The sequence below is a fragment of the Prauserella flavalba genome (assembly GCF_003202235.1).
In the GTDB taxonomy this organism is placed as follows: domain Bacteria; phylum Actinomycetota; class Actinomycetes; order Mycobacteriales; family Pseudonocardiaceae; genus Prauserella_A; species Prauserella_A flavalba.
In genome coordinates this window covers 177,388-189,753 of record NZ_MASU01000003.1, presented here as the reverse complement: position 1 = coordinate 189,753, position 12,366 = coordinate 177,388, and the positions used below count along the sequence as shown (strand labels likewise).

At 73.7% G+C, this 12,366-nt stretch carries 12 protein-coding genes; 2 read left to right on the top strand and 10 right to left on the bottom strand.

The window, feature by feature from the left end; all coding sequences use genetic code 11:
• Positions 1–16: 16 nt before the first annotated feature.
• Genes nudC through BA062_RS06840 form a run of 3 tightly spaced genes read right to left on the bottom strand, consistent with a single transcriptional unit; the run spans position 17 to position 3,680 of the window.
• Entirely contained in the window at positions 17–1,018 is a 1,002-nt protein-coding gene (gene nudC, locus BA062_RS06850) for an NAD(+) diphosphatase (protein ID WP_110335210.1), read from the bottom strand.
• Positions 1,015–2,397, bottom strand: coding sequence for a M16 family metallopeptidase (locus BA062_RS06845; RefSeq protein WP_110335209.1), 1,383 nt, complete (start codon positions 2,395–2,397; stop codon positions 1,015–1,017). The genes nudC and BA062_RS06845 overlap by 4 nt, the downstream gene beginning before the upstream one ends.
• A complete protein-coding gene (locus BA062_RS06840; RefSeq protein WP_110335208.1) occupies positions 2,394–3,680 on the bottom strand; it encodes a M16 family metallopeptidase in 1,287 nt (428 codons plus the stop codon). Before BA062_RS06840 ends, BA062_RS06845 begins: the two co-directional genes overlap by 4 nt.
• Positions 3,681–3,780: 100 nt before the next feature.
• On the opposite strand from BA062_RS06840, the gene BA062_RS06835 reads away from it, so the two are divergent.
• Positions 3,781–4,587 carry an SDR family NAD(P)-dependent oxidoreductase gene (locus BA062_RS06835; protein ID WP_110335277.1) on the top strand — a complete coding sequence of 269 codons (807 nt, stop codon included), beginning with the start codon at positions 3,781–3,783 and terminating at the stop codon, positions 4,585–4,587.
• Here BA062_RS06835 and BA062_RS06830 read toward each other — a convergent pair.
• Entirely contained in the window at positions 4,580–5,428 is an 849-nt protein-coding gene (locus BA062_RS06830) for an RDD family protein (RefSeq protein WP_110335207.1), read from the bottom strand. The genes BA062_RS06835 and BA062_RS06830 overlap by 8 nt on opposite strands.
• A gap of 52 nt (positions 5,429–5,480) precedes the next feature.
• Between BA062_RS06830 and BA062_RS06825 the strand changes: the two genes are divergently transcribed.
• Positions 5,481–6,488: a stage II sporulation protein M gene (locus tag BA062_RS06825; protein WP_110335206.1), complete on the top strand. Its 1,008-nt coding sequence runs from the start codon at positions 5,481–5,483 to the stop codon at positions 6,486–6,488.
• Between the two features lie 51 nt (positions 6,489–6,539).
• On the opposite strand, the gene BA062_RS06820 is transcribed toward BA062_RS06825, so the two are convergent.
• The 6 genes from BA062_RS06820 to BA062_RS06795 all read right to left on the bottom strand — a co-directional run bounded on the left by BA062_RS06820 (position 6,540) and on the right by BA062_RS06795 (position 12,357).
• A complete protein-coding gene (locus tag BA062_RS06820) occupies positions 6,540–7,265 on the bottom strand; it encodes a flavodoxin family protein (RefSeq protein WP_110335205.1) in 726 nt (241 codons plus the stop codon).
• 185 nt (positions 7,266–7,450) lie between these two features.
• Positions 7,451–8,746 (bottom strand): DUF58 domain-containing protein, encoded by a 1,296-nt coding sequence (locus tag BA062_RS06815; RefSeq protein WP_110335204.1) that lies wholly within the window; start codon positions 8,744–8,746, stop codon positions 7,451–7,453.
• Positions 8,746–9,705 (bottom strand): AAA family ATPase, encoded by a 960-nt coding sequence (locus BA062_RS06810; protein ID WP_110335203.1) that lies wholly within the window; start codon positions 9,703–9,705, stop codon positions 8,746–8,748. The genes BA062_RS06815 and BA062_RS06810 overlap by 1 nt, the downstream gene beginning before the upstream one ends.
• Positions 9,702–10,781: a DUF4350 domain-containing protein gene (locus BA062_RS06805; protein WP_110335202.1), complete on the bottom strand. Its 1,080-nt coding sequence runs from the start codon at positions 10,779–10,781 to the stop codon at positions 9,702–9,704. Before BA062_RS06805 ends, BA062_RS06810 begins: the two co-directional genes overlap by 4 nt.
• Entirely contained in the window at positions 10,778–11,404 is a 627-nt protein-coding gene (locus BA062_RS06800) for a DUF4129 domain-containing protein (protein ID WP_110335201.1), read from the bottom strand. Before BA062_RS06800 ends, BA062_RS06805 begins: the two co-directional genes overlap by 4 nt.
• Complete coding sequence (locus tag BA062_RS06795) at positions 11,401–12,357, bottom strand: DUF7847 domain-containing protein (protein WP_168213890.1); 957 nt, start codon at positions 12,355–12,357, stop codon at positions 11,401–11,403. Before BA062_RS06795 ends, BA062_RS06800 begins: the two co-directional genes overlap by 4 nt.
• Positions 12,358–12,366 lie beyond the last annotated feature (9 nt).

Sequence of the window (12,366 nt, the reverse complement as noted above, 5' to 3'; positions counted from 1 at the left end):
GCGAGACTACTGGACGTCAGGCCTCCGCCCGCGCCCACGCCCTGAGCATCACGTGCGCGATGGAGGAGTTGCCCGGCAGCAGCAGGTCCTCGTTCTCGCCCCGGAACGCCGCCCTGACCTCCGCCCTGGACACCCAGCGCGCGTCCTCGATCTCCCCGTCGGCGGGGAACAGCGCGGCACCGGCGTCGGCGCGCGCCGCGAAGCCGAGCATGATCGAACGCGGGAACGGCCACGGCTGGCTGCCGAGGTAGCGGATGTCGCGCACCTCGACGCCCGCCTCCTCGCGGATCTCCCGCTCGACACAGCCCTCGAGCGACTCGCCCGCCTCGACGAACCCGGCGAGCACCGAGTACCGCTTCGGCGGCCAGACGGGCTGACGGGCCAGCAGCACGTGTTCGCCGTTGACGCCCACGTCGTCGTGGACGAGGCAGATCACGGCGGGGTCGGTGCGCGGGTACTCCTCACGCTCGCACGAGGAGCACTGCGTGGCCCAGCCGAACTGCCGCCGCTCGGTGGTTCCACCGCAGCGGGCGCAGTACCGGCCTCGCCAGTGCCAGTTCCGCAGCGCCTCGGCGGTGGTCAGCAGCCCGGCGGAGGTGTCGTCGAGCAGCGAGCCGTGCCCGCGCAGCTCGACCCACGCCTCACCCTCGGCCGAGGGAGCCTGCTGGCGCACGCCCCACGCGCCCTCGATCTCGATCACCTCGGCGTCCTCGGGCGGGGCACCCGGCACGACCCAGTAGTCCGTGTCCTGCCACTGCCCGAGGAACGACGCCGTCTCCGGCGGCTCCTCGCCGAAGCTCAGCGCCTTGCGCGTCGCGAGCGGGATGCCGCCGGCAGGCACCTCCTGCACGGCTCCCAGGGGCACCGGGGCACGGCCGTACCGGTCGACCACCACCACCCGTGCGTCCGGCCACCGCGAGCGCAGCCGTTCGGGGTCGGTCCGCAGTGTCTCCTGACGATCCACAGTGGACCGGGCCAGCGCAGGCAACGCCCCCAGCTGGAAGGGCGCACTGGTCATGAGCCGGTGCTCTCCACGGTCACGCCGCCGAGCGCGGTCAGCTGCGGGGCCAGCGTCTCCGCGTCGCCCACCACCACGCCGGTGAACCGGCTCGGCGCGAAGAAGTCCAGCGCCGCCTGCGCGACCTCCTCGGTGGTCACCGCGGCGACCCGGCCAGGGTGCCCGTTCAGCCACTCGACGCCGAGGCCGACGGCCGCGAGGCCGAGCAGCTGGCTCGCGAGGCCCGCCTGCGACGAGGCGCCGATGAGCAGCGAGCCGATGGCGTACTGCCGCACCGACTCCACGTCGGCGTCGGTCGGCGGCACCAGGCCGAGCCTGCCCAACTCGTAGCGGGTCTCCAGCAGCGCGGCGGCGGTCACCTCGTTCGCGGTGTCGGCCTCCACCTGCACGGTCGCGTTCTGCCCGGTGAACTCGAAGCCGGAGTGCGCGCTGTAGGTGTAGCCCTTGTCCTCGCGGATGTTCTCCACCAGGCGCGACGAGAAGTAGCCGCCGAACGCGAGGTTCGCCAGCTGCAGCGCCGGATAGCGCGGGTCGGTCCTCGGCAGCGACTGCGCCGAGAGCCGCAGCTGCGACTGCACCGCACCGGCCCTCGGCACGAGCAGCAGCTCGCCGCCCCGCAGCACGGGCAGCGCCGGCAGCTCGCGGGCCGCCTTCTCCGAGGCCCACGCCGACAGCGCGCGCTCGAGGTCGCCGATCACGGCGTCCGGATCGAGGTCGCCGACGAGCACGAGCACGGAACCCCTCGGCAGCACCGCGGAGGCGTGCAGCGCGCGCACCGCCTCGGGCGTCACCTGCGCGACGTCCTCGGGCTTCGGCACCTCGCGCGTGTACGGGTGGTCGCCGTAGCGGTGCCGCTGCAGCGCCTCGCGCGCGATCACGCGCGGCTGCGTGCGCGCGACGGCGAGCCGTTCGACGATGCGGTCGCTCTCCCTGCGCACCTCGTTGTCCACATAGGACGCCTCCGTGAGCACGTCGGCGAGCACGTCGAGCAGTGTGGGCAGCCCGCTCGCGAGCGAGCTGGCCGACACCGAGAGGTGCTCCGGGTCCACGGCGGTGCCGAGGTCGCCGCCGATGAGCGCGAGCTCGGTGTCGATGGCCACCCGGTCGCGGCGGCGGGTGCCGGTCGCGATGGTCTCCGCGAGGACCTCGGCCGTCGCCGGGTGCGCCGGGTCGTCACCCGCGAACGGGATCGCCATGCGCAGCTCGACCATCGGCACGTTGGGCTTGCGCACGGCCAGCACGCGCAGGCCGTTGCCGAGCACGGTGTCGGTGTGGGCGAGGTCGGCCGCCGCGCGCTGCTCGCCGAGCGGCGGCAGCTCCCTCGGCCCGGTCGCCGTGCGGCCGATCTCCTCCGCGCTGCGGTGCGTCGCTGAGGTCACTGGGCGTCCCCCTCCTGAGGCTTGACGACGAGCACGGCGCGCGAGTCGGGGCGCAGGCCCTTGGCGGCCTCGGCGACCTGCTCCGGGTTGACGGCCGCGATGCGGTCGGCGACGTCGTAGGCGAGCGCCGCGTCGCCGTAGAGCAGCTCGAACGCGCCGAGCGCGAGCGTGCGCGAGACGAGGCGATCGTGCTCGGAGTGCAGGTTGGCGCTCCACCGCGCGGTCACCTTCGCGAGCTCCTGCTCGCCGGGCGGCGTGCTGGCGAGCGCGTCGAGCTCCTCGTCGAGCGCGCCCAGCACGCGGTCGGCGGTGACGTCGGGCGCGTGGATGGCCGTCACCGAGAACGTGTCGGGATCGCGCGCCTCGAACGGCCCGAACAGGCCCGCGCCCGCGTTGATGTCGGTGACCAGCGGCTCGCGGTGCACCAGCCGCTGCTGCAGCCGCGAGCCGTCGCCGTCGGCGAGCACTCCGGCCAGCACGAGATGGGCGAGGTAGCCGTCGAGCTCGTTGACCGGATCCGGCATCCGGTAGCCGACCGCCAGCGCGGGCAGCGGCGCGTGCGGGTCCGTGTGGGTGTCCCGCAGCTCCGTGGTGGGCCTCGGCTCGGCGAACGAGGGCCGGTGCGGCCTGGGCCTGGCGGGCACGTCACCGAAGTGCTTGTCGATCAGCTCGCGGGCACGGTCCAGCTCGAAGTCGCCCGCGACCGTCAGCACCGCGTTGGCAGGCGCGTAGTAGGTGTCGAAGAAGGCCGCGCAGTCGTCGAGCGAGGCCTGCTCGAGGTCGGTGAAGTCGCCGTACCCGTTGTGGGCGTTGGGGAAGGTCGAGTAGAGCACTGGGGGCAGGAGGATCCACGGGAACCCGCCGTAGGGCCGGTTCAGCACGTTGAGGCGGATCTCCTCCTTGACCACGTCGATCTGGTTGGCCAGGTTCTCCCGCGTCAGTTTCGGCGCCCGCATGCGGTCGGCCTCGAGGAAGAGGGCCCGCTCCAGCGCGGCGGAGGGCAGCACCTCGAAGTAGTCCGTGTAGTCCGGGTGGGTGGAGCCGTTGAACGTTCCGCCGCTGCCCTGGATGTGCCGGAAGTGCGCGAGCTTCTCGAGGCTCTCGCTGCCCTGGAACATCAGGTGCTCGAAGAGGTGCGCGAACCCGGTCCGCCCCTCCGGCTCGGAACGAAAGCCCACGTCGTAGTGCACGCTGACACCGACGACCGGCGCGGTCCGGTCGGGCGCGAGCACGACCCGCAGGCCGTTGTCGAGGGTCAGTCTGTGTAGCTCGGGTGCGGCCATGTGCACACCCTACGGGAGCGGCGCCACTCGGCGGTCCGGCCCGGACTCGGTAGTGTCGAGTCATTGTGGCGACAGTCACTCCAGTCCGATGGGCGAGCACATGAGACCACTCAGCGAACAGACCATCCTCATCACCGGCGCCACCGACGGACTCGGCCGCCACCTGGCCGCCGACCTGGCCGGACGGGGTGCCCGCGTGATCGCACACGGCCGCGACCCCGGCAAGCTGCGCGAGCTCCGCGAGGAGCTGGGCACCGAGACCGCGAGGGCCGACCTCGCCGAGCTGCGCCAGGTCGAGCGGCTCGCCGAGGAGCTGACCCAGCGGTACGACCGCATCGACGTGCTGGTGAACAACGCCGGCGTCGGCTTCGGCCCCGACCCGGCGCGGCGCGAGGAGAGCGCCGACGGCATCGAGCTGCGGTTCGCCGTCAACTACCTCGCCGGCTACCACCTCACACACAAGCTGCTGCCGCTGCTCTACGCGCCGGCGCGGATCGTCAACGTGGCCTCGGCGGGCCAGCAGGAGATCGACTTCGCCGACCCGCTGCTGCACGAGCACTACGACGGCGTCCGCGCCTACCGGCAGAGCAAGCTCGCGCAGATCATGTTCACGATCGACCTCGCGGAGGAGCTGCGCGGCACCGGGATCACCGTGAACGCGCTGCACCCCGCGACGTTCATGGACACCACGATGGTCCGCGAGAGCGGCACCACGCCGCACAGCCGCATCGAGGAGGGCGCGGCCGCGACGCTGCGGCTCATCACCGCAGCGGAGCTGGGCGGGGTGAGCGGGCACTACTTCGACGGTCTGCGGCCCGCCGACCCGCACCGGCAGGCCGAGGACCCGAAGGCACGCGAGAGCCTGCGCCTGCTCAGCGACGAGCTGATCGCCGCCGCACTCAGCTAGGCGGCGCGAACGGCGACTCCCCCGGCGAGTCCGAAGTGGACGGCCGTGGGGGTTCGGCGGGCGGCTCCTGCTGCCGGGGCGCGGCCGAGAGCCGGGCGTAGTCGCGGGCCTGTCGCTCGGCGAGCACGGCGGAGAGATAGGCCCAGGCGGGCGTGTAGGGCGGCACCTCGGCCCCGATGTGCTGCGCGATCTCGGCCGCCAGTTCGGCGCCGATGCGGTCGCGGGCGCCCTGGTTCAGCTCGTGGTAGCGGCCGAGGTACTGGCGTGCCTGCAGGGCCAGCGCGTCGGGCAGGCGCGTGAGGTCCAGCTGGGCCGCCCAGTGCGCGAGCGCGGGCGGCATGACGAGCCCCGCGCCGCGCGGCTCGGGCACCCTGTCCCTGATCACCACCGTGCCCGCGAGGTAGTCGCCCACCCTCTTGCCCTTCGCCGAGGCCAGCGAGGTCAGGAACCCGACGACGCTCCAGGCGCCGAACGGCCCGAAGTCCACGAACGCGCCCGCGAGCGCGCGGACGAGCGCGTGCCGGAAGCGGATGGGGCCGCCGTCGTCGCGGACCACGCGCAGGCCGAGCGCCGCCTTGCCGAGCGTGCGGCCCCTCGTGAGGGTCTCGCACATCGCGGGGTAGCCGACGAGCACGAGCACCTGCACGGCGGTGACGATCGCGACCACGAGCGCGGTGTCCTCTGGCACGGACGTGAGCGCGAAGACCAGGAGCACGAGCAGCAGCGACGCCACCTGCACGAGGAGGTCGAGGCCGTAGCTCAGCGCGCGGCTGGCGGAGCGCGCCAGCCGCAGGTCGAGCACCACGGCGTCGCCGGTGACGAGATCGGGTTCGCGCTGCACACGACCAGTATCGTTGGCGCACAGGGGCCAACGGATCGGCAGGGGTGTTCGCGTGGATCTGGATGTGTTCGTCGCCGCGCACAACGCCGAATGGGACCGGCTGGCCGAACTCGTCTCCCGCGGTGCCCGGCTGCGGGGCGCCGAGGCCGACGAGATCGTGCGGCTCTACCAGCGCACCGCCACCCACCTGTCGATCCTGCGCTCGACCGCCCCCGACCCCGCGCTGCTCGCGCGGCTGTCGGCGCTGGTGGCGAAGGCCCGCGCCGCGGTAACGGGCACGCACAACCCCGCGTGGCGCGAGGTCGGGTCGTTCTTCTCCCGCCGCTTCCCCGCCGCGCTGTACTCCAGCCGCGCGTGGTGGGGCGCCACGGCGGCGGTGTTCGTGCTGGTCACCGGCGTGCTCTCGGCGTGGGTCGCCGGTGACGAGCGGGTGCGGGCCACCATCGCCGCGCCAGGGGAGATCCGCGCGATGACGCAGCCGGGCGGCGCCTACGAGAGCTACTACTCCAGCGGGCCCGCCAGTTCGTTCGCGGCGCAGGTGTGGACCAACAACGCGCAGGTGGCCGCGGCGTGCCTGCTGCTCGGCGTGCTGCTGTGCGTTCCGGTGGTGCTGATCCTGTGGCTGAACGCGCTCAACCTCGGCGTCGGCATCGGGCTCATGGCGTCAGCGGGTCGTGGGGAGTTCTTCCTCGGCCTGCTCGCCCCGCACGGGCTGCTGGAGCTGACGGCGGTGTTCGTCGCCGCGGGCGCTGGGCTGCGGCTCGGGTGGACGGTGATCGACCCCGGCGGCAGGCCCCGCTCGGTGGCGCTCGCCGAGGCCGGGCGTGCCGTGGGCGCGATCGCGCTCGGCCTGGTGTGCGTGCTGCTGATCTCCGGCGTGATCGAGGCGTTCGTGACGCCGTCGGGCCTGCCGACGTGGGCGAGGGTGGGCATCGGCTGCCTCGCTGAGGCGGCGTTCCTCGCCTACGTGTTCGTGCTCGGCAGGCGCGCGGCGGCCGAGGGCGAGACGGGCGACGTGGACGCCAGGCACGCCGGGGACACCCTGCCCTCGACGGGGTAGCGGTGCGCGGTGCTCGTTGCGAACGGTCCGCCGGTCGGCCGTCGTCCCGTCCTAGCGGTGTTCGGGATTCTCGAAGTCGAACCGGCACCCCGCCTCCCATTCACTGCGCTGGTTGCCGTGCACGGGGATGCCGCCCCTGTCCTTGAGCATGCGCGCGACGTGCAGCAGGTTCCAGGTCATGAACGTGGTATTGCGGTTGGTGAAGTCGTTTTCGGGGCCGCCCGAGCCGGGGTCCAGATAGGACGGTCCGGGGCCGGCCTCCCCGATCCAGCCCGAGTCCGCCTGCGGCGGGATGGTGTAGCCGAGGTGCTGCAGGCTGTAGAGGATGTTCATGGCGCAGTGCTTGACGCCGTCCTCGTTGCCGGTGACGAGGCAGCCGCCGACCCGGCCGTAGTAGGCGTACTGCCCGGCGTCGTTGAGCAGATGTGAGCACCCGTAGAGCCGCTCGATGACGCGTTTGGTGACGGAGGAGTTGTCGCCGAGCCAGATCGGGCCCGCCAGCACGAGGATGTCGGCGGCGAGCACCTTCTCGTAGATCGCGGGCCACTCGTCGCTCTCCCAGCCGTGCTCGGTCATGTCCGGCCACACGCCGGTGGCGATGTCGTGGTCGACCGCGCGCAGGTGCTCCACCCGCACGCCGTGCTTCTCCATGATCTGCGCGCTCAGGTCGATCAGGCCCTGGGTGTTGCTGCGTTCGGGCGAGCGCTTGAGGGTGCAGTTGACGAACAGCGCGCGGAGGTCGGCGTAGGCGGGTGCGGCGTGGTTCGGGGTGACCATGATGGCTGCCTCCCTGGGGGCCGACTCGTGTGCTTGTTCAGTCCCCGGGGGCCACGCCGCGTTACGGCGATTGAAAAGCGCATGGCGTGGCGGCCACCCTCCCTTATCCGCAGTGAAGGCCACCTTCACTGCGTTGAACGCAGTGAAGGTGGCCTTCACTGCGGTTGGGCCAGGCCGTCTGCCCGCTACAGGCGCCCGGCTGCTTTGAGGTCGAGGTAGCGGTCGGCGAGGGCGGGAGGCAGGCGCTCCGGGACGGCGTCCACCACCTCGGCGCCGTGGCGGGTGAGCAGGGCGGTGACGTGTGCGCGCTCGGCGAGCGTGCGTTCCGCCGCGGCGGCTCCGTACACGGCGTCGGCGTCACCCCGCCCGCGCGCCAGCTCGGCGACCGCCGGGTCGGCGACCGCGGCGACCAGCAGCCGGTGCCGCGCGGTGAGCGACGGCAGCACCGGCAGCAGCCCCTCCTCCAGCGGCGCCGGGTCGAGCCCGGTCAGCAGCACCACGAGCGAACGGCGCCGCGTTCGCCGCAACACCTCGCCGACGAGCCCGCGCGCGTCGGACTCCACGAGCTCAGGCTCCAGCGGCGCCATCGCCGTCACCAGCGACGGCAGCAACTGCGCGGGAGCGACGCCCTGCACGCTCGCCCGCACCCGGCGGTCGTAGGCGAGCAGGTCCACGTGATCGCCCGCACGCGAGGCCAGCGCGGCGAGCAGCAACGCGGCGTCCATCGCGGCGTCGAGCCGGGTGCCGTCGCCGATCCGGCCCGCCGCCGTGCGCCCGGTGTCGAGCACGAGCAGCACGTGCCGGTCGCGCTCGGGCCGCCACGTGCGCACCATGACGTCCGCGGCCCTGGCGGTGGCCCGCCAGTCGATGGAGCGCACGTCGTCGCCGAGGACGTACTCACGCAGCGAGTCGAACTCGGTGCCCTGCCCACGCACGTGCGCGGCGCTGCGGCCGTCGAGCCTGCGCAGCCGGTCGAGCCTGCCTGGCAGGTGCCGTCTGCTGTGGAACGGCGGCAGTGCCCGCACCGACCACGGCACCTCGTGCGAGCCCTGCCGCGCGGCGAGCCCGAGCGGGCCGACGGCGCGCACGGTGACCCGGTGTGCGAGGCGGTCGCCGCGCCGGACGGGCCGCAGGACGGTCGTCACCGTGCGGGCCTGTCCCGGCGGCACGGCGATCCGGTGCCGGTCGGCCTCGGCGCCCGCGCTCGGCTGCCACGCGTCGCGCAGCACGCCGCGCACGGTGCGCCTGCCGGGGTTGGCCACGCGCAGGCGCACCTCCGCCCGCTCGCCGAGCCGCACGGACGTCGCACCGTCCCGCGAGAGCGTCAGCGCCCGCACGCTGCCCGCCACAGCCAGGTCCACGACCACGCCCGCGAGCACCACCGCGCACACCACGAGCACCCCGGCGAGCGTCGGGGTGAGCAGCGCCACGACGAGCGCGCCCGCGAGTGCCAGCAGCGGGGTGCGCGCGGTGAGCGCCATCAGCGGGGCACCGGGACGGTCGCGAGGAGGCGGTCGAGCAGGCCGTCGGCGGTCGCGCCCTCCAACTCGGCCTCCGGCCGCAGTTCGAGGCGGTGCCGCAACGCGGGACGGGCCAGCGTCTTGACGTCGTCGGGGGTCACGTACGCGCGACCGGAGAGCCACGCCCACGCCCTCGCGACCGACAGCAGCGCGGTGGCCCCCCTCGGCGAGACGCCCAGCCGCACCGCGGGCGCCTCACGGGTGGCGCGGCACAGGTCGACGACGTAGCCGGTCACCTCGGGGCCGACGGTCACCTCGCGCACGGCCGCCCGCGCGGCGGACAGCTCGGCGGGCCCGGCGACGGGCCGCACCCCGGCCGCGGTGAGGTCACGCGGGTCGAAGCCCTCGGCGTGCCTGGTCAGCACGGCGATCTCGTCCTCTCTGGACGGTGCGGGCATCGTGAGCTTGAGCAGGAACCGGTCGAGCTGCGCCTCCGGCAGCGGGTAGGTGCCCTCGTACTCGACGGGATTCTGCGTGGCGATCACCACGAACACCTCCGGCAGCTTCCTCGGCTCGCCGTCGACGGAGACCTGCCGCTCCTCCATCGCCTCCAGCAGCGCCGACTGGGTCTTCGGCGGTGTCCGGTTGATCTCGTCGGCGAGCAGGAGGTTGGTGAACACCGGGCCCTCGCGGAAGGAGAACTCGGCGGTGTGCGGGTCGTAGACCAGCGAGCCCGTCACGTCGCCGGGCATGAGGTCGGGGGTGAACTGCACGCGCGTGGTGCGCAGGTCCAGCGCCGCCGCGAGCGTCCGCACCAGCAGTGTCTTCGCGACGCCGGGAACGCCTTCGAGCAGCACGTGCCCCCGGCACAGCAGCGCGAGGATCAGCCCGGTGACGGCGGCGTCGTTGCCGATGATCGCCTTGGCGACCTCGGAGCGCAGCGCGATGAGCGACTGGCGGGCGTCGTGCGATGCGGTCACAGGCGAACCTCGTTCTCGAGTGCGTCCAGTTCGTCGGCGAGCCGCACGAGCGCGGCGTCGTCGGCAGGGGGCGGACCGTACAGCAGTGCTCCGGCGTCGCGGCCGGTCCGTGCCGCGATCGCCGCCACGACGGCGGCCGGTTCGGCGTCGCCGGGCAGGCCCAGTGCGGGCAGCAGCCGCTCGACGCTCGCGCGGCGCAGTGCGTCCGCGGCGTGGTCGGCGGCTCCGGCCCTGCGGTAGAGGCGTGCCCTGCCCTCAACGGTCTCGGCCGCCCGCACCACCACCGGCAACGGCTCGGTGACGACGGGGCCGAGCCTGCGGGCCCGCCACAGCGCGAGCAGCACCGCCGCGACCCCGACCTGCACGGCGCCGAACACCCAGGCGTCCGGCAGCAGGTCCGTGAGCGCCTCCTCGCCGCGCAGGGCGGGGTCGCCGGGCGAGGGCAGGTACCAGACGAGGCGCTCGTGCCCGCCGAGCACGCGCAGGGTCAGCGCGGCGTTGCCCTCCTCGTCGAGCCGGGCGTTGGTGAGCGGGGCCTGCCCGCCGAGGACGGTCACCGCCCCATCGGTCGCGAGCGCACCGTCGTAGCAGGTGAGCACCGCGGCGTAGTCGGTGCCGCCGAGCGTCACGGCCCCGGCCGCGACGGCGGCGGGCAGCGCGCAGCCGGGCCGCCGGACCTCCTCGGCGAGCGGTCCGAGCTCGGTGATCCCCGGTGCGACGGCGTCGAGCGTGTCCTGGGAGGGCGCGAGCAGCACCACCGAGGCCGCCTCGCGGGTGAGCGTCCGCAGCGCGCCGGGCTCGACGAGTTCGGGACGGGCCACGAACAGCGTCGCGCCCCGGACGTCGAGGCCCTCGCTGGAGTGACGGGTCTCCACGGTCACGCCCTGCGCGCCGAGCAGCCTGGCCACGGCACGGCTGCCGTCCTCGCTCGCCGACTCCGGGTCCAGCGCGCCGCCGTCGCCGCCGCGCGACAGGCTCAGCACCACGGCCGTCGCGAGCACCGCGAAGACGATCACGAGCGGTGCCCTCGCGGCCCGCCACACACGCGCGGCGTCGGGCGAGACCGAGGTGCTCACGTGGCCACCGCCCTGCTCTCGCGCACGGCGGCGTCGAGCGCGGCGAGCCGTTCGACGCCCTCGGCCGTGGCCGCCCTTCCGCCGTAGTGCACGTCGTCGAACAACACGGCAGCAGCCCGGAGCTCGGCGGCCGAGCCGGGCAGCAGTGCGCCCGCCTCCGCGGCGAGCTCGTCGGCGGTGCGGCCGGAGCGCTCGTCGAGCACCCCGCGTTCCTCCAGCTCACGTGCGATGGCGCGGAACCATTCGCGCACGGCCTCGGCGTACTCACCGCCCGCCCGCGCCCGTTCGGCGGCGAGCCGGTGGGCCGCGGCCTTTCTCGCCGGGCCGGTGAACACCTCGGCCCTGCGCACACGCCGCCGTCGCACGACCTTGCCGGTCCGCAGCCTGACCACCACGACGAGGACGACGAGCAGCACCAGGAACAACACCAGGCCCGCCGCGCCGCCCGGTGCCCCGTCGATGACGCCGAAGAAGTCGGCGAGCCGGTCGGCAAGCCAGTCGACGACGCGCTCGACCAGGCCGGGCTGTGCCTCCTGGTACACCCGGTCGGCCAGCTCCTCGCGCGCGGCCCGCTGGGCCTCGTCGCGTCCGACGTCGACCGGGACGTCGGCGAGTCCGATCATTCGCCGCCGGCCGCGCGCGCCAGCTCCCTGTCGAGTCCCTCGCGGCGCATGCGCTGGTCGATGTAGAGCAGCGCGGTGACACCGGCCGCGAACGGCACCGTGATGGTCTGCGCGACGGCCCTGCCCAGCTCACCGATCAGCAGGCTGCCCGTGGAGGCGCCCTGACCGATGTCGGCGCCGCCGGCGAACCCGAACGGGATCTGGATGATCAGGCTGATCACGAACGTGATGATCAGCGCGACGAGCAGGATGCCGAACACGCGCCACCACGAGCCGCGCACCAGCGCCGTGGACCGGCCGAGCGACTTGCCGACCTTGCCCCGCTCCAGCACCAGCGCGGGGGTGGCCAGGCTCAGGAACACGTAGGCGGCGATGCCGGGGACGAGGAAGAGCACCGTGCCGACGGCGACGATCAGCGCGACCAGCAGGGTGAGCCCGAGCAGCGGCAGCACGCGCGGCCGCAGCTCCTCCCACGCCTCGGCGAACGTGATCGGCTGCCCCAGCACGGCCTTGCCGACCACGACCATCAGCAGACCGGTGAGGAACGTCTGCGTCACCATCGTCACGATCAGGATCACGGCGTTGACCGGCAGCGTCTGGCGCAGGGCCTCCCACACCGCGTCGAGCTGCTCCTCCTGCGTCGCGTTCGGGTCGAGCAGCACCGGCTCGACCGAGCCGAGCAGCAACCGGTCGGCCAGCAGGAAGAGCACCGCGCTGATCAGTGCGACGACGGCCGAGGAACCGAACACGATGCCGGCGTACTTGCGCATCGTGCTCATGGCGCCGTCCAGGATCTCGCCGAGCGCGAGCGGCCGGAGCGGGATCACGCCCGGCTGTCCCTGCGAGCCGCGTCCCGCGCCCGGGTACTGCGGATACTGGGGGTGCTGGGGATGCTGCGCGCGGCGGGGCTCGTCACCGGAGTCCGGTGACGACCAGCCACTGGGATCAGTCATTGAGCAATC